Here is an 18,470-nt window from a genome sequence, read left to right as displayed (position 1 = left end):
TAATATCGAGAGCATTAGAAAGTTGCATAAAAAAATCCGAATTCTACAAAAGAATTCGGATTCTTACATACCTAGAAGATCGTTCAAGTTCTATTAACTAATTCTTAAATGATCGGCATTAATGCCTGCGCATACCCTTTTTTGTAGTACTTAAGTTATATAATTAGTACTTGTTTTTATGCGTCCACAAATGCAGTAATTCGCTCGCAATGGTTGCTGCGGCAATAGCGGTAAGCTCACTTTGGTCGTACGAAGGTGATACTTCTACCACATCCATACCTACCATGTTTATGCCTTTTAGCGCACGCAGTACTTTAAGTACTTTATCTGACGTTAAACCACCGCACACAGGAGTGCCTGTACCAGGCGCAAACGCAGGGTCTAAACAATCTATATCAAACGTTAAGTAAACAGGTAGGTCACCTACTCGTTCAAGTATTTGCGCTGCAATATCATTTGCATGTAAATCGTTGGCTTGCATTGCATCAATCACAGCAAACTCATGTTTACTTTGATCAAAGTCGGTACGAATACCTATTTGTATACTGTGTTCAACATCAATTAGCCCTTCCATTGGTGCATGATAAAACATAGTGCCGTGATCAAATCGCGAGCCGTTGCTATAGGTATCTGTGTGCGCATCAAAGTGCACTAACGCCATTTTGCCATGTATTTTTGCATGAGCGCGTAATAGCGGAAGCGTCACAAAGTGATCGCCCCCTAAACCTAATAGCGTTTTACCTTGGCGAAGTATTTGCTCAGCAGCCATTTCTAGTTGCGCAGTAAAATACTCAGGATCGCCAACAGGGTAAGTAAAGTCCCCTGCGTCTGCCACTTTTAAACGCTCAAACAACGGGAACGTCCACGGGTACTTAGTGTCTTCCCATGCTAAATGAACCGACGCACGACGAATCGCATCAGGACCTAAACGTGCACCAGGGCGACCCGATGTCGCTAAATCAAACGGTAAGCCTAAAACGACTACGTCTGCATCAATTGCATTAATATTTTGCACCATAGGACGACGTAAAAACGTCATCCCATTTGAGTACAATGAGTGATCTGCGTGACCAAACAAAGTCGACATTGCTTATAACTCTTCTAAATAAGTGTAGCCATCAAGGCCGCTTTGCAACTCGTCTAAAACGCTTTGCTGTTCGTGTTTTTCAATTTTAGTGCTTACTAACTGCTCGTATGATTGCTGAAAACTTTCAACATCTAAATGTACATAGCGCATCATATCGGCAACAGTGTCACCTTGGTTTATCTCGGTAATACTTGCAACGCCTTGCTCATCCATATTGACAATTGCGCTGTGCGTATCGCCAAACAAGTTATGCATGTCACCTAAAATTTCTTGATAAGCACCCACCAAGAAAAAGCCCATTAAATAAGGTCTATCGGCACTAAACTCTGGTACAGGTAATGTGCTTTCAATACCTTGTCCATCTACGTAATGCTCAAGTGCGCCATCTGAATCACAGGTTATATCAAGTAATACAGCACGTTTTTTTGGTGCTTCAGTTAAGCCACTTAATGGCAATACCGGAAACACTTGATCAATGCCCCATGCATCTGGAAGCGATTGAAATAACGAGAAGTTTACAAAAAACTTATCGGCTAAACGTACGTTTAACTCGTCAATAATAGGACGATGAAAACGGTTTTTGTTATCCATGTGCTTGTTAAGTTCATAACAAATACGAATATTAATTTGTTCAGCCCACGCACGCTGCGCTAAGTCTAATAAACCGAGTGCAAATTGGTTATGCGCTTCAGCTAAATCACCTTGGCTGTCGTGATAAATTTCAATTAATGCACGGTCATCCGTTAAATCAGTTAATTGTACAAACGATGCCCACATGTTTTTTAATAAAAGTGGTGCATCTGCCGCTGGCGCTACTAACTCTTCTGGCGTGTAACTTTCAGTACCAATAACATTGGAAATAAGCACAGCATGATGCGCTGTAAGCGCACGACCCGACTCAGAAATAATAGTCGGCATTGGTTGCTCATATTGCTTACATGTATCACCAATGGTGTACACAATGTTATTTGCATATTCAGCTAAGCTGTAATTCATAGAGTTATGCGACTGGCTACGTGTGCCGTCGTAATCAACAGCCAAACCGCCACCTACATCAAGGCAATCAATTTCTGCGCCTAATTTACGTAGCTCACAGTAAAAACGCGCCGCTTCGCTTACACCTAAACGTACGTCACGAATGTTCGCCATTTGTGACCCTAAGTGAAAATGTACTAGCTGAAGTAAATCAAGCTGGTTTGCGTCTTTTAAACGATTAACTACATGCAAAACTTGCGATGCAGATAAACCAAATTTTGATTTTTCGCCGCCACTCGCTTGCCATTTACCTTTACCTTGCGACGCTAAACGTACACGAATACCAATGCGTGGTTTTACGTTAAGCTCTTTTGCTTGGCTAAGTACCATGTCTAGCTCAGAAAGCTTTTCAAGTACGATATACACTTTATGACCTAGCTTTTCGCCAATAAGTGCTAAACGTACGTATTCTTTATCTTTGTAGCCATTACATACAATAACAGCGCTGGTTTTTTCAGCCAGTGCTAATACCGTAAGTAGTTCAGGCTTGCTGCCTGCTTCTAAACCAAGTTGCTTTTTTTCTACTTGTGCTTGGCTTGCTACTATTTCTTCAACCACTTCACGTTGTTGGTTTACTTTTATTGGGTAAACTAATAAGTAGTCTTTAGGGTAACCATAGTTTTCAATCGCTGTATTAAATGCGCCGCATAAGCTGTGTACACGATGGTGTAAAATTTGCGGAAAACGAACTAAAGCAGGTAAGCTTAAACCTTTATCTTGTAGTTGCTTTGCGATATCTGTTAATGCAATAGTTTGCTCTGGTGCATGAGCCTTGGGCGCAACATACACATCACCTTGATCATTAATACCAAAAAAACCTTGGCTCCAATGACGAACATTGTAGCTCGTACGAGCTTGTTCTAGTGATGTTGTTTCTTTCATTTATCTTTCTCTTTTATTTAATTAATGCCGACTCGGCTAGTGCCGCGCATTAAAAGAAAAATAGACATTCAAGTCCAACAAGTATTTTTACTCGTAACGAGTGATTTTTAATGTTGATAAAACGACCAATCACGTATTGCTCTCTAGCGTATATAAAATAGGACTTTGATGATTATTAAAGATAAGAAAAGCTGTAAAAAAATGGCTGTTTTTAAATGACTCATTATAAATTTTATTAGCAAAAATGAGTTAGCTCATTCACTAAAATTAATCTTGAGTTACTTTTTTATAGAATTTACTTTTGATGGATTAGAGCAAGGCATTCTCAACACCTCAATTACTTACAGTTTAGCCAACGTGTTGTGACCAAGTAATACCCATGTATTTTTGAAATTGAATATAATTTGCACTTCTAAAACGCTCAGCATAACATCCACCAGCTTCAATAGTTGCTTGGCGCATATGTAGCGTTAGGTACTACCTGTCGTATTGAAGTTGTTATATTTTATTGGCAATTTGAAAATAATCGAGGTAGGACTTTAAACAACACTAGGGTGTGTTTATCTTTGGAGGTAGAAATTGCAGCTGTGCATTTGGTTTTTAGCCAAGGCAGGGCCTACATGTGTTTCCCCCTATAAATAGGCGCTTTTTATTTATTGAGTATGAGCCAGCTATGCACTTTTTGGTGCGAACATAATTATAGCCATACCTAGCAGTGCAACTAAACCACCAATAATATCCCACATAGTAAGCTTTACGCCATCAACAACCCATAACCATAATAGCGCAACACAAATATATACGCCGCCATAAGCTGCATACACGCGCCCTGCTGCAGTAGGATGTAAAGATAGCAACCATGCAAATAGTGCCAAACTTAAAGCAGCAGGAATTAAAAGTAAAATACTTTTATCTTGCTTAAGCCAAAGGTAAGGCAAATAACAACCCACTATTTCTGCTAAGGCTGTAATAGTAAAAAGTGCGATTGTTTTTAGTTCAAACATAATGCTCCACGCTAAGATAACAAGCATAACAATCTATATAAATTGTTATGCTTAGTATTCGTTATGAATCTGCGTTGTTATTCGCTAAGCGCCATGGTGGCAAGTTTCATTGTGCTTTCAAACGACTTAGTGCCCGCTATAAATAAGCCATTGTGACAGAACACAGCGTCATCAATACCGGTTTCATCTACAAACGCTTGATCAGATAAACCTGACCATGCTTTAGGAAGCGGTTTTCTATCTTCAAACGAGCCAGGCTCAACGGGTACTGTTTGTAATATCCATTGCCCAGAATGCGATGGGTAAACCATGTATAGCGCATCGCTTGATAAGATATGCACTGTTTTTTTCCACGGTGTGTATTTTTCAAGCACTATAACTCTGGCATCTTCTGCATTTTCAATTGCTTTAGCAACAATCGCCTTTGCATTTACACTACCGTGAGCTGAGGCGATAAAACGAATGAGCATGCGAGCTGCAAATTCAACAGCTTCATCAAAACAGGTATCAAAGTTACTCTCTTCTTCCCACGTAGGGTTAAACATTGAGATTGTTTGGCTCAAGCTTATTCCCTTTGATACACCTTCAACATGACCACAATCAATGGCATCAATGGTTGAAACTAAGCCTGAATCCACTCTATCAGCCACGGCTTGGTTATCATCACACAGCGCTAAGCCGTATTTTTTCCACACTAAACCAAATGATGAAAAAGGAATGCCATTTTCTCGCTCGCCTGCACCACCGCGTTGATGATGATCAAAGCGATTAGTTTCAGGATCGTATTCGCCACCTACATCAATTACAAAGTCGGCACTCTCTATAAGCGCTTTATCGCGAGTACGTACCAGTTTAAACGTTGGCAAAACATGTTTAAGTACCGCAATACTAAAAACGTCATCTGCATGAAAATTACCATTGTGGGTTACTACTGTTATTTCGCTCATTTGTTTATTGCTACTTTTAGAAAAGATAAAAATTCTCGCTTTGTAAGTTAGTCACTAATTATCGGGGCAGATTTTATACGAAGACAGGTGTTAAAAACAGTGAAGTATTTTTTGCATCACTATAAAAGCTGCTTTTATAGTTAATAGCTTGAGTATGACTTTTATTACAAGGTAATAATGAGGCCAGATATTTACGACACATTAAGCTTTAACATGTCGTAGCGTTAATAAGCTTATTGGCTAAGCCCTAACTCCATAAATACACTTTGTGGATTATCTACATATGAGCCAAAACTGCTACAGCGTTTAAAGCCTAAATTTTCATATAAATTGATTGATTTTATTTGTTTTGGACCTGTTTCTAAACGTATTAACGGGATTTGCTTTTCGCCAGCTTGATGTAATAAAATCTGCATAATACGTCTTGATAGCCCTTTACCACGATGACTTGGTTTTACATATAAACGTCTTATTTCGCCATAAGGCTGAGTATCAAATTTCTCTACAATCGCACCACAGGCAATAATACCTTCATCAGTTTTTAAACCAATAGCATACACATTAGGTAAGGTTAATTCGTTTAACTCCAGAGACTGCGCTGTAGCAACAGGGTATAAAGAATTTATAAGTCGGTCTATATCGTCAAATACATTTACTACATCGGGATCATTAGGGTTCAAATCGACTAACTGCATAAAGCTTCCATTCATTGTTATAAGTTTATTAAGCTTTAAATAATATATTCAAGCGGGCATAGCTTAGCATTGTTTAACCAAAAAATCTTTAGTCCTTATTTAGCATATAGTTTGAGGAATTTTAGCAGCTAGAAAAAGTAAAATGACCTTGCATATGGGAAGTTTTTGTTAGGTTATTACCAATTAGTAAATACTGGCCTTTAAGTAATTAAGCTCTAAGAGCATTTCGTACCAATTTGCTCAATTAAATGATCTATTTTGAGATAAGAAAATCGTGTCGATAACAAGACAGAATTTTTTAACACAGTTACCGCCAGATTTAATCCCTCTAATTGATTAAGTATTATTGCGGATTGCTATTAGCACTATGCCATTTTAAATAACGTTCTTTATCCATCGGCTTTGCAACTAAGTAGCCTTGCATAGTGTCAATATTCATTTTTTTAAGTAAGTCATACTGCTCTGTTGTTTCTACGCCTTCTGCAACGACCACTAAGTTTAAGCTTTTTCCTAAACTGATAATTGTTTGCGCGATATTAAAGCCAATCTCATTATCTAAAATTTTATCAATAAAGCTTTTATCTATTTTTAATTCTTTAACAGGAAACGCACTTAAGTAAGCTAAGCAAGAGTATCCAGTTCCAAAATCGTCAATCGAAAATAAAAAGCCAGCCGCAATGAGCTCTTTCATTTGCCTAATTGTATAATCTATATCACTAGAGAGCATTGACTCGGTTATTTCTAACTTAATTTGTGATGCTCGAATATCAAATTCATTGATAGTGTTGAACAGCTCACCTTTTAAATTTGATGAATTGAACTGACTTTGACTAATATTAATTGAAACACTAAACGAGTCGTCAATGATAGCGCTTGCTTTAAGCTCATTAATTAAAATACATATATCATGCAAAACAATATTTTGTAGTTTTTGAATAAGTCCGTATTGCTCTGCAATAGGTATGAATTCGTTTGCTGTTATCAGCCCTCTTTGAGGATGGTTCCACCTAATAAGTGCTTCAGCACCAACAACATCACCCTGCGTATTAACTTGTGGCTGAAAGTAAGCACAAAACTCATTAGACGCAATTGCTCTCACTATGTCGGTTTCTAGCTCTGTTTGCTTTTCAAGTAGTGTTTGCAAGGCTGGGTCGTAAAAGCTGCTGCTATTACCCCCTTTATTTTTAGAACAATACATAGCAGTATCTGCAAATTTTAATATATTGTCAGCCTGTGCGTTTACGCTATCAATTAGGCAAATACCGATGCTACAGCTTACTTGAAATGCAAGGTTGCCCACTTCAAACTTATCATGAAAAGCTCTTTGAATTTCTTTAGCAACGGCTTTACATTCTAGAATTGCCTGCTTTGTATTTTGCCCTATGTGTTTAAGCAAAATAATAAATTCATCACCACCCGCTCTGGCCAGTGTATCTGAGCCTTTTATTATTGCGCTTAACCTTTTTGATAATTCCACAAGTACTTCATCACCCGCACTGTGTCCAAGTGAATCATTAATACGCTTAAAGTTATCTAGGTCTAAAAATAATAATGCCCCTATATTTTTGTTACGCTTAACACTCTCTACACATCGGCTTAATTTGTCGCTAAGCATCCTTCTATTTGGAAGATTAGTTAATGGATCGTAAAATGCGAGCTTATGAACTTCTTGCTCAGCCTTTTTCTTTATTGAAATATCTCTGGCCATCCACACTACATGTCTTTTTGTAGGACTACTGGGATTGTAATGATCTAAAGCGGCAGCTCGTCCCTCAAAAACTATGCCCCCTTTGGGAACATTTAATTCATATTCAAATATTTGCATCTCGTTAGTCGAGAGTGTTGTTTCGATGACATCCATTATCATCTTCGCATCTTTTTGAGGAAGTAGGTCTTTAACATTTTCGCCAATAAGATCCGTGGTCGAATCTAGCAGTAACTCATTAGAGGTACCATAAACATCGGTATATGTGCCATCCTCACTTAAAATGAGGATGAGATCGGGCATTACTTTGGTGAAGGCTTTAAATTTTTCATTACTGTGCTGTAAATTAAAGACAAGCTGTTTTGCCTTCTCAAATTCGTTACTTTTCTCAAGAGCAATACTTGAAAAGTGTACAAAAAAATCTATTAGTTCTAAATCTTGCTCTGATGGAGCTTTAGGGGTGCTGTGATAAATAGCAAAGGTGCCTAACAAATCAGCTTGAGTTGAAAGAATAGGTGTTGACCAACATGACTTAAGATCAAACTTTAGCGCTAAATCTTTAAAGTCCTCCCAAAGCGGTGAGGTTTCAATATTTTCTACAATTGTGCGCGATTTCGAAAATGCTGCAGTACCACATGAACCTACTTTTGGCCCTATGTGAACTCCATTAAGCAAACTACAGTACTCTGGGTGAATATTAGGGGCTGCGCAATGAAAAAGCTGCTGGCCTTTAACTGATAAAATAGAACACCTAGCAGATTCATCATTAATAATCTGCTCTATTGATAAACAAATTTCAGTAAGCACCTCATTTAAAGGTACCCCTAATGCAATTTTAGATAAAATGCCTTGCTGGTGAGATAATAACTTTTTTAACCTATCCGTACCCATTTTCACTTGCTCGCATTATTTATACATATTGATACAACAAAAAGCCTCAAACAGATGCTTTTTTTTCTACGTAGTAAAGTTCAGTATAGTCATGATTAGTAAGTTCATTCTTTTATTAATAAAAAACTAACCGGGTCTACATTGATTAATCATAATTGCATATTACTAAACACCTGTAGTTACTATATAACCAAAACCGCAACATTAAAGCTAACACTTTGTTACTTAAAATTACTGTTCAAAATTATTAAGCTATTTATACTATAACTAATGGTAAATATTTTTTGAGGTTACAGTGCAGATCACACAAGGTATGGAATATTTTTTTTCGGGATTTAAATTAATTAGCCAAAAAGGGTTAAAGCGCTTTGTACTTATCCCGCTTTTAATTAATGTTCTGCTATTTGGTAGTTCGTTGTTTTTCTTATTTGGATGGCTAAGTGATAGCTTTAGCTACATCAGTAACATGCTACCAGAATGGTTAAGCTGGCTTGAGTGGCTAATGTGGCCAATTGCTGTATTAGTCGTATTATTTAGCTACAGTATGCTATTTACTATAATCACTAATTTTATTGCAGCCCCATTCAATGCTTTATTAAGCGAAAAAGTTGAGCTTTATTTAACGGGTCAAAAAATTAACGATGATGGTTTTTCCGAATTAGTTAAAGATGTACCTAGAATGCTTGCCCGTGAGTGGACGAAGTTGTGCTATTACCTTCCTCGCGCTATTGGTTTTTTCATACTACTTTGGGTTTTACCTGTCATTGGACAAATACTATGGGTTTTGTTTACCTGTTGGATGTACGCGGTGCAGTATGAAGACTATGCGTTTGATAACCATAAAATTGGCTTTAAGCAGATGAAAGACGATTTAAAATCTAAGCAAGGTTTATCATACGGGTTTGGTTTTGCTGTTATGTTATTAACGGCTATACCCTTTGTAAACTTAATAGTTATGCCTGTAGCTGTGTGTGGTGCAACACGTTTGTGGGTCGATAATTATCGACCAAAATACCGTAGTTAATTAAGAGGTTGCTGATTTTTCAATATTCAAAGGTCACGGCACCCGAGATTAAAAAAGCACCTAAGGTGCTTTTTTAATCTATTTTTAAAGCAATAAACTCAAGCGATGCACGCCTTGGTAATGCGACACTTTGTTTATCTACTTCTTCAAATTTTTTAATCAAAATACTAAAGCGCTGATTGTTAAAATTAACGGCTGTAACTTCACCAATTTTTATACTGTAGTTTTGCTGCTGATCAAACAGCTTTAGTGTTCGCCCTTTTATACGCTCTACGAATAAGTAAGGTGTTTGGTCTGGCATCTTTAAACGGATAACATTGATTTTACTTAACTCATGTACCGCCACCCAATTTTGACTCTGCATTAACGTATTATAACTACTAATGCCTTCAGGCTGATAAACAACATCTTGGTTTATAACGCATGTCTTACAGCCCTTTACTGATTCAACTCGCCAGTCAATAGCTATATTTTTGTAATATAAATTGTCATTTTTTAGTAACCATTCACGTGCATTGTTAGTATCGCTACACGCTATTAGTAAGCTTAAAAAACTACTACAAACAATAAACTTAATACTTAACCCTAGTTTCATATTAATGCTCTTTAATTGCTTTTAACTCAGCAATAATTGCACTACTTGGCTGCGCTTCTTTTATATAACTGGGCAGCGTTTCAATATTAGTAGGTGAGCTTTGTAAATTATACACCTTACTATTATTAGTATTTGGCACGCCAAATCGATTACCTGCACTTTGCATATAAAACTGCAAATTAAGCATGCTCCACTCATTTACATCACTAAGTATTGATATTGTATTATCTTGGTTAGTATCAAAGCTGGTTAAGCTTTCGGTGTTAATTGCATTACAGTTAAAATCAACAGGTAGTGAGCCATTTCGATTTAGCCCCTGTGCTTCAAGTATTGTGCTCTCATTTAAATCTGCTGAACTACCACTTGAATAATCAATAATAAAATCATCTGTAGAGCCTAAATGACTATTAGTATTTGGTGTAATATCGCAGCTAGCATTGCCGGGATAAAAACGCTCATAATAACGATCGCCTTCGTTATTACCTATTGTTGATAAACCCGCTAATTGATATAAATAATTCATAGAGCTTAAATGATTAGGCTTAAAGTTAACCTCTTCATCGCCACCATGGTATAAGCCTAAGTTATGGCCTAGCTCATGAAAGATAGTTGATGCTTGATAATTATAAGTTACATTGGTTGCTATTTGCGTATCGAGCGTTAAGCCCCAGCCGCCCATAGTTACCATTAAATCATTACCGCTGATCTCAGCAATACCCGACCCACTAATACTGCCATCTTCATTTCCACTACTTGCCATTAATAAGTAATGAAAGATGGGTCTGCGGGTTATATCGGTATATTCCATTTTATAAGCAAACAAATTAGGGCTACTTAAATCGTACTCAAACGGAGTATAACTATTAAAAGGGACAACATTTCCGCCACCTAAATCAAAGTTTTGCGGCGCAATATCGCTATTTTGATCAAATAAGTCACCTACATCAAAATGAACGGTATAGCCTTTACTTGCAAATACACTAACAATTTTTTCAAGTGCAGTTCGATGAGGCGTTATTCCAACATCACTACTATCCATATAATCTATTTCAATAAATATATCTTTTTGTGAAGTACGCGCTCCCCATTCATATAAAGGCAGCCCACCAAATGTTGCCCCCTCTACCTCTGCGCAATCTGGAATACCGTCTTCATCATCATCTATTGAGCAAGTTATATCATTAGGCCCTGCCGGAGTATTGAATACTGAGTAGTTCCAGTCTGTATTTTGGTTAGTATCGGTTGCGCCGAGCGTACGCTTTAAGCTGGCGCCCTGCTCTGGCGGTATTTGTGCAGCATTTTCGCCTTGCCACTGCGAGGCTGTTACAGGCTCTTGGGTTGAATTTCCAAACTTAACAAAGTCGATAGTTTGTGTACCCGCACTATTAAGTAATTCTGCAAAACCATTTATGTACCAATAAGGCCTAATTTGATCATTCGCGCTACCAACAAGCACAAGCTTAGTGTTATTTAATGACGCACTTGCTAAAAAGTCATCGCCAAAGCGGCTTTGTAAAATAATATAGGCGCCATTTAAAAGCTCTTTATTAGGCAGCGTAAATACTTGCTCATCACTCAACGTACTATCAGACATATTAATACTGCGAGCTTTAAGAGAGTAGTCTTGTAAATTTACTGTCGCACCGGTGCCGTTATAAAGTTCAATCCAAGGTAAGTCATTACTAAATTGCACAGATGAAAGCTCTGTTATTTTTATATCTTGGCTAGAAGTTGTAAACGAGGTGGCAGTTTGCGCCAAAATAGTTGTGCTATCAAAATTAGCTAAATCAGCTGTAACACGAACAATATATTGAGTGTCTTCATCAAAGCTTGCGCTTAAATTTACAGTATGAAAATAAGTACTTGTGTCGCTGGTAGTACCCGACAAACTTTCAATAGTTAAGGCCAAGCAAGTAGTAAAATTATCTGCTGACACTTGTACGCTTCCAGTACAAGTACCACTGCTAGAGTTAACGGCTAAAGTACTCACGAGCATAATATCTGAAAATGTAATGCTAACAGGGCTATCTACAAATACTGGTTCATTACTATTTTGGGGCGTTACATTACTAATTGTAGCGGGCGTTGAATCAACAACGGTAACATTCAATACAAATTCAGTTGTGTCTTTTGTATCAGTCGCCGTTAACGTATAGCTTTGTGGAGTGATACTGTTTGCAGGAGGTGTGTAACTAAAACGTAAGGCTTGGTCATCAATAACACTGATTTGCGCTCCATTTAAATCATCACCAAAGTCAATCTGTACGCTATCGTTATCCGCGTCGCTAACCACTAAGCTAAATTCTGTGGCTTGGTTATATTGCACATTTATATTTACATCATCGGCAGTCGGTGGGTTATTTGGGGCTAATATTACAACTATTTTCTGGGCGTTATTTGTAGCGTTATCGTCATCGGTAACAGTTACTACAAACGTTACATTGGTATTTTGCGCAACAGTGGGCGCATTAAAGCTAATACTTGTTTCTGTTTGGGTAAGTTCAACTACAGGGCCACTTGTTTGCTGCCAGGTTATGCTATTAATACTACCATCGCTGTCTTGTGCATCTGCAACTAGGGTTACACTGTCATCTTTTTCAGCTTTTTCTGGGCCTGTAACAATGACTGTTGGCGCGCTATTTACTTGATTAATTAAAACCGTTTTACTCGCTTGAGCGCTTTTACCAGCATTGTCAGTTACGGTTACGCTAAAGCCTAGCGTTGTATTTTCAGATACATTGGGGGCAGTAAAACTAAGTACACCATCTGATTGGCTAAAATCAACATTATCTCCCGCAGACTGAATCCAACTAATAGTGCTTATGGTTCCATCTGTATCTTGAGCGTTAGCAACTAAGCTTACTTGTGTGTTAGCAAGTGCACTACTTGGGCCTGTAATATTAACTGTAGGTGCATTATTTTGAGAAGTGATAGTGCCTGAAAATACTTGTTGTGCAGTAGCACCTGAATTATCAGTAACAGTAACTGAAAAACTAAAGGTCGTGTCAGTGGTTACACTCGGTGCAGTGGCTGTAAGCGTATTGCCATTAACAATAAATGTAAATTCAGGACCACTAAGTTGTTGCCATTGATAATTGGCTATTTGCCCGTCACTATCACTTGCAAGCGCAGTAATAGTAAACGATTGGTTAGAGACAATAACGTTACTACTAACAGAGAGCGTAACACTGGGCGCAGCGTTACCAGAGGGCGTAGTTGAATCACTACCTTCTCCGCCGCCGCCACAACCTGTGATTAAAAGTGATAAAAAAAGTAAACTTAGCCATTTATTAATATTGTTTTTTACCACTTTTAGCCTCTACATATTAACTATACAAATTTTGTGGCACCTTAGTAACGTTTAAATGAACGGTTATTTCCTCACGATCATGATAGAGATGTTTAGCTTGTAACTCGTAATTAATGCTATGTTTCTCAAGCTCTTTTCTTATCATCGAAAGACATTCATAAACACTATCAAAGCGTTTTTTCATAGGTAGTTTTAAGTTAAATATAAACTCTTTTGCGTATGCATTTACTGCCCAGTCAATCATTAGCGTAGTCACTTTGGTTGGTTTTTCCACCATATCGCACACTAACCAAGTAATATTTCTTTTTTCTGGGCGATATTTAAAACCATCTGCTCTAAAATGTTTAACTTGACCCGTTTGCATTAAATCGTCATTCATTGGGCCGTTATCAATAGCACTTACAAACATACCTCGGCGTACAAGCTGATAAGTCCAACCACCCGGGCATGCACCTAAATCAACACTGCGCATACCTGCTGCCACGCGTGATTCACGTTGTTGCTCAGGAATAAATACATTAAACGCTTCGTCGAGTTTTAACGTTGAACGACTCGGTGCATCGCTTGGCATACGAAGGCGTAAAATACCCATGAAAAATGGAGAATTATTAAAGCTATACGAGTAACCAACATAAGCCGTATTGTTTGTTAAAAACATGACATGCATTACTGGGCGGTTTGCTTTTGGCTCACGCAGTACTGTATTTTGTTTTTCGAGGGCTTTTTTAAGCGGCGTTGATATTTTTTTACAGAACGTTAAAAGCTCTTTGCCTTCATTTGTATCTGGCGTTTCTACGCGCAGCTCTGAGCACAATGTAAAATCTTTAGCAGCTTCAACTACTGCACTTACACGGTCCTCTACTGGCATATTTTCAAGTAATGTACCGGCAAACCATTGGCGCGCGAACACCATATTTTTAAAATCGACTTTTTTGATTATTTCGTCGCTGTGATGCGCTTCAAAACATTCGTAAACAACATAACCTGTATTTGGCTTTGCTTTTACATACCCTGCAAAACCCTGCTCTGCAGCATGAAACGTTATTTCAGCAGCGGCATCGCTTTCAAAACCACTACGACAATAAATCACAACACTAGACATATTAACCCTTAAACTCTTTAAAACTTAAATCGTGCGACTTGCACTAAAATAACAATCCAACCAATAATAAAGCACAATCCACCAAGCGGTGTTATCGGCCCTAGCCACTTCATATCTGTTAGAGCGAGTAAATATAAACTGCCACTAAAAAGTAGTGTGCCCGTTATAAAAAAGCCACCAGCCCAACTCAGGTTTATGCCCCATTTAATTAAAATAGCCACCGTAATAAGTGCAAGGCCATGCACCATTTGATACTCAGCAGCTGTTTTAAAAACCCCTAATGAATACTCCGATAAACGGCTTTTTAAACCATGGGCAGCAAATGCACCTAACATAACCGAGAGCATACAAAAAATACTGCCGGCCATTAAAAATAATTTAATCATCTAATCCCCTAATCGAGTCTTAACACATCTCTACTTGTTGCTTAATAAATTCAACGGCACTTAACGCTGCTGTTTCTCTATTTTGCAGTTCAGTTACGCCACTTTTTTTACGTGGTTTTAATGAATGATCGCCATCAGTCAGCCATGTGAGTAAAGGCTGTTTTGGCATTTCCATAGTAAGCAGTTCTTCACGTGTACCAAATGTATCTCGCTCGCCCTGTAATACTAAAAAAGGGCAAACAATATCAGCAAAATGATCGGTGCGTAACTTTTCTGGCTTACCCGGCGGATGAAATGGATAACCAAATACAATAACACCCGAAAGTCTTTGCTCTGTGCTGCACGCAAGCATTGATGCCATGCGTCCGCCCATCGATTTACCGCCTATAAATAACGGTAAATCTGGCTGCGCCTGACCAAGCACTTGCTCATAATAAATAAGTAGCTTTGGCGCTCGCTCAGGAGGCCTACGTTTATTAGTTTGTTTAGCAATTTGCATATATTCAAAATCAAATAAACCAACATCAACACCTTGCTCGCTTATTAATTTTGCCATATGTTGCATAAAGTCAGAATCGCTACCGGCACCTGCACCATGCGCAAATATAAACTGTGCAATTGCAGGTTGTGCGGTGCTTTTAAACCATTCAATCATTATTAATACTCATGTTCTTGCTCATGCTCTACTAAGCTCAGCATCCACTCTTTAAACGAAACTATTTTACCAAGCTCGGTTTGCGATTCGCGAAGCACTAAGTAATATGCATTTTTACTTTCTAGACTGTGATTAAACGGAATAACCAAACGCCCCGCATCTATGTCGGGTTTAGCTAATACACTATTACCGATTGCCACACCTTGCCCATGTACTGCAGCTTGTAACACCATTGATGAGTGACTAAATATAGGTCCTTGATTTACCTGAATGTTACGCACGCCTGCAGTTTTCATCCACGTTTTCCAGTTTTTACGTGTGGTGTCATGCAATAAGGTGTGATGCGCTAAATCACTAGGTTGATCAAGCGGCTTTAATCCGCTTAATAACATAGGACTACAAAGTGGTACTAAATACTCGGTATGAAGTTTGTACGCTTGTACGCCATTCCAATGACCTCTTCCATAGTAAATAGCAATATCTACGTCATCAGTCAGTGAGTTTTCATCTTGATCTTGTGCTTTTATTCGCACGTCTATCTCTGGGTGTAACTCATTAAACAAACTCAAACGAGGCACTAACCACTGAATAGCAAAACTTGGTGTTAGACTAACTGTTAATGAGCCCTTAGCACCACGGGCTAATAGCTTTTCAGTTGCATCAATAAGCTGAGTAAAAATCTCTTTTATATCTAAAAAATAGCCTTGGCCTTCTTCAGTTAATAATAATGAGCGGTTTTTACGTAAAAACAACTTTAAACCTAAATGCTCTTCAAGTGTTTTTATTTGATGACTTACTGCCGCCTGCGTTACATAGAGCTCTTCTGCAGCCTTAGTAAAACTTAAATGACGCGCAGCCGCTTCAAAGGCTTTTAATGCGTTTAATGGAGGTACCCGTCTTGACATAATAACCAAGCTTAGAATTAGTTTTTCTTATGCGTGAGATTATATACATCATATAAGTTTGTGTATATTAAAGGCATAAAAAAAGCGACCTGAGTCGCTTTTTAATAAACATCATGCTTAATTATAAATCGCTTGCACTTGTATCAAGTGGGGCAAAGCTTTTAATTAAATCATCAACCGCTTTCATTTGCGTTAAGTACCCTTCTAACTTACTAAGCGCTAGCGCACATGGGCCATCACATTTAGCTTCGTTAGGGTTTGGATGCGCCTCAATAAATAAACCTGCAATACCTAGCGCCATACCGCTACGTGCAAGCTCTGCTGCTTGTGCACGACGACCATCAGCAGAGTCAGCTCGTCCACCAGGGCGTTGTAGCGCATGTGTTGCATCAAAAATAACAGGCGCCATTGCTTTCATGTCATCCATACCCAGCATATCAACCACTAGGTTGTTGTAACCAAAGCTAGAACCACGCTCACAAAGTGCGATGTTATTATTACCCGCTTCATTAAATTTAGTAATGATATGGCGCATTTCATGCGGCGCTAAAAACTGTGGTTTTTTCACGTTAATAATTGCACCTGTTTTAGCCATCGCCACAACTAAATCTGTTTGACGTGCTAAAAAGGCTGGTAACTGAATTACATCAACAACTTCAGCAACAGGTGCTGCTTGATGCGGTTCATGTACATCAGTAATAAGCGGTATGTTGAAAGTCTTTTTAATCTCTTCAAATATTTTTAAACCTTCTTCCATACCAGGACCACGGTACGAATTGATTGAAGAACGGTTAGCCTTATCAAATGACGCTTTAAATACATAAGGAATATTGAGTTTCGTCGTAACTTCTACGTAATGCTCTGCAACACGCATTGCTAAATCACGAGATTCTAATACGTTAATACCACCAAACAATACAAACGGTTTGTTGTTTGCTAGTTCAATTTCATTAATTTTAATAATTTGGTCTTTCATTTAAATTCCTTACGGTGCAACTGCTTGCATCATTAATCCACAAATATAAGCCATATAAGTACCCACACCATAGCCCAGTACAGCTAACAGGACACCAACAGGCGCAAGCGAAGGGTGAAATGCTGATGCTACAACAGGTGCAGACGCTGCACCGCCCACATTAGCCTGCGAGCCCACTGCCATATAAAATAACGGTGCTTTAATTAGTTTAGCTACTACTAACATTATGCTTGCATGCACTAACATCCAAATGGCACCAACTAAAAATAACCCTGGGTTATTAAAAATAGCGGTTACATTCATATGCAAACCAATCGATGCAACTAAAATATACAAAAAGCTAGAGGCTACTTTTGAAGCGCCAAACGCTTCTATTTGTCTAACTTTAGTAAACGATAAGCCTATGCCAATCGTTGTTGATATAACAATTAGCCAAAAGAATTTACTGTTTAAGCTGTATTCTTTTGCCCATTCATAAGTAGTGCCAAAGTACGGACCTAAAAAGTCAGCACAAAAATGCGCTAAACCGGTTATACCAAATGCAATTGCAAGCAGCGTCATATAATCGTTAAGAGTAGGAATACGGGCATGTTCAGCGTGATAGGCTTCAACACGTTTTTTTAAATCTTCAATTGCGCTTGTATCAGCACCCGTAGCTGCATCAATCTTTTTATGGTTTGCTGCCATTAACAATAAAACAGCCATCCAAATATTCGCGACTATTACATCTACTGTAATCATTACAGAAAATATATCACCACCAACTTCAAACATCTCTTTCATTGATGCTTGGTTAGCACCACCGCCAATCCAGCTACCCGCAACGGTTGTCATACCGCGCCATACTGCATCGGGCCCATGACCACCAACAATACTTGGGTCAAATGCACTCACTACTAAAATAGCTAATGGCCCACCAATAACAATGCCCAATGTACCCACTAAAAACATAATGAGCGCTTTAGGGCCTAAGTTAATAATAGCTTTTAAATCAATACTAATGGTAAGCAGTATTAAACAAGCAGGCAGTAAGTAGCGCGAAGCCACATAATAAACATTGGATTTATTACCGTCTACAATACCAAAGGTATTTAATAACGAAGGTAAAAAGTAACACAGTAGTAAAGCAGGTACGTATTTATAAAATCGTTTTAAAGCTGGACGCTCACTGTTTGAGGTTTTAAAAATAAACCCCAAAATAATAGCAAGCAAACCAAGCACAACGGCATCATTTGTAATTAATGCGCTTTGAGTTTCAACCATAATTATTC

15 protein-coding genes are annotated in these 18,470 nt (G+C 38.2%); 1 reads left to right on the top strand and 14 read right to left on the bottom strand.

Going from position 1 to position 18,470, the window contains the following annotated elements:
• Positions 1-163 precede the first annotated feature (163 nt).
• The 6 genes from speB to I6E70_RS19435 form a co-directional block, all read right to left on the bottom strand.
• Positions 164-1,087 carry an agmatinase gene (gene speB / locus I6E70_RS19460; protein WP_007583987.1) on the bottom strand — a complete coding sequence of 308 codons (924 nt, stop codon included), beginning with the start codon at positions 1,085-1,087 and terminating at the stop codon, positions 164-166.
• A gap of 3 nt (positions 1,088-1,090) precedes the next feature.
• Positions 1,091-3,004: a biosynthetic arginine decarboxylase gene (gene speA / locus I6E70_RS19455; protein ID WP_197189404.1), complete on the bottom strand. Its 1,914-nt coding sequence runs from the start codon at positions 3,002-3,004 to the stop codon at positions 1,091-1,093.
• Between the two features lie 671 nt (positions 3,005-3,675).
• Positions 3,676-4,008 (bottom strand): YnfA family protein, encoded by a 333-nt coding sequence (locus tag I6E70_RS19450; RefSeq protein WP_007378102.1) that lies wholly within the window; start codon positions 4,006-4,008, stop codon positions 3,676-3,678.
• Positions 4,009-4,085: 77 nt separating this feature from the next.
• The gene (locus I6E70_RS19445) at positions 4,086-4,955 is read right to left on the bottom strand and encodes an MYG1 family protein (protein WP_007583983.1); all 870 of its coding nucleotides are present in this window, start codon (positions 4,953-4,955) and stop codon (positions 4,086-4,088) included.
• A 233-nt stretch (positions 4,956-5,188) separates the two neighbouring features.
• Complete coding sequence (locus tag I6E70_RS19440) at positions 5,189-5,650, bottom strand: GNAT family N-acetyltransferase (RefSeq protein WP_007583982.1); 462 nt, start codon at positions 5,648-5,650, stop codon at positions 5,189-5,191.
• Positions 5,651-5,993: 343 nt separating this feature from the next.
• Positions 5,994-8,246, bottom strand: a complete 2,253-nt coding sequence (locus I6E70_RS19435) for a sensor domain-containing phosphodiesterase (protein WP_024607698.1) — start codon at positions 8,244-8,246, stop codon at positions 5,994-5,996.
• Positions 8,247-8,559: 313 nt separating this feature from the next.
• Here I6E70_RS19435 and cysZ point away from each other — a divergent pair, with 313 nt between their 5' ends.
• Positions 8,560-9,270 (top strand): sulfate transporter CysZ, encoded by a 711-nt coding sequence (cysZ, locus tag I6E70_RS19430; RefSeq protein WP_010554723.1) that lies wholly within the window; start codon positions 8,560-8,562, stop codon positions 9,268-9,270.
• Between the two features lie 73 nt (positions 9,271-9,343).
• Here cysZ and I6E70_RS19425 read toward each other — a convergent pair whose 3' ends face one another.
• The 8 genes from I6E70_RS19425 to I6E70_RS19390 all read right to left on the bottom strand — a co-directional run bounded on the left by I6E70_RS19425 (position 9,344) and on the right by I6E70_RS19390 (position 18,462).
• A complete protein-coding gene (locus I6E70_RS19425; RefSeq protein WP_197112243.1) occupies positions 9,344-9,865 on the bottom strand; it encodes a hypothetical protein in 522 nt (173 codons plus the stop codon).
• Position 9,866: 1 nt separating this feature from the next.
• Positions 9,867-13,175 carry a PKD domain-containing protein gene (locus I6E70_RS19420; RefSeq protein ID WP_197189403.1) on the bottom strand — a complete coding sequence of 1,103 codons (3,309 nt, stop codon included), beginning with the start codon at positions 13,173-13,175 and terminating at the stop codon, positions 9,867-9,869.
• 16 nt (positions 13,176-13,191) lie between these two features.
• Positions 13,192-14,277, bottom strand: coding sequence for a 23S rRNA (cytidine(2498)-2'-O)-methyltransferase RlmM (gene rlmM, locus I6E70_RS19415; RefSeq protein ID WP_007583974.1), 1,086 nt, complete (start codon positions 14,275-14,277; stop codon positions 13,192-13,194).
• A gap of 17 nt (positions 14,278-14,294) precedes the next feature.
• Positions 14,295-14,663 carry a DUF423 domain-containing protein gene (locus I6E70_RS19410; protein WP_165721404.1) on the bottom strand — a complete coding sequence of 123 codons (369 nt, stop codon included), beginning with the start codon at positions 14,661-14,663 and terminating at the stop codon, positions 14,295-14,297.
• A 19-nt stretch (positions 14,664-14,682) separates the two neighbouring features.
• A complete protein-coding gene (locus I6E70_RS19405) occupies positions 14,683-15,318 on the bottom strand; it encodes an alpha/beta family hydrolase (RefSeq protein WP_024593861.1) in 636 nt (211 codons plus the stop codon).
• A 2-nt stretch (positions 15,319-15,320) separates the two neighbouring features.
• Positions 15,321-16,223 (bottom strand): transcriptional regulator GcvA, encoded by a 903-nt coding sequence (locus tag I6E70_RS19400; protein WP_002958561.1) that lies wholly within the window; start codon positions 16,221-16,223, stop codon positions 15,321-15,323.
• A 121-nt stretch (positions 16,224-16,344) separates the two neighbouring features.
• Entirely contained in the window at positions 16,345-17,199 is an 855-nt protein-coding gene (gene kdsA, locus I6E70_RS19395) for a 3-deoxy-8-phosphooctulonate synthase (protein ID WP_007583968.1), read from the bottom strand.
• A gap of 9 nt (positions 17,200-17,208) precedes the next feature.
• Complete coding sequence (locus I6E70_RS19390; RefSeq protein ID WP_007583967.1) at positions 17,209-18,462, bottom strand: DUF819 family protein; 1,254 nt, start codon at positions 18,460-18,462, stop codon at positions 17,209-17,211.
• Positions 18,463-18,470: the final 8 nt, after the last annotated feature.

It is taken from the genome of Pseudoalteromonas sp. NGC95 (genome assembly GCF_015864705.1).
In the GTDB taxonomy this organism is placed as follows: Bacteria; Pseudomonadota; Gammaproteobacteria; order Enterobacterales; family Alteromonadaceae; genus Pseudoalteromonas; species Pseudoalteromonas arctica.
This window is presented reverse-complemented; position numbering and strand designations above follow the sequence as displayed.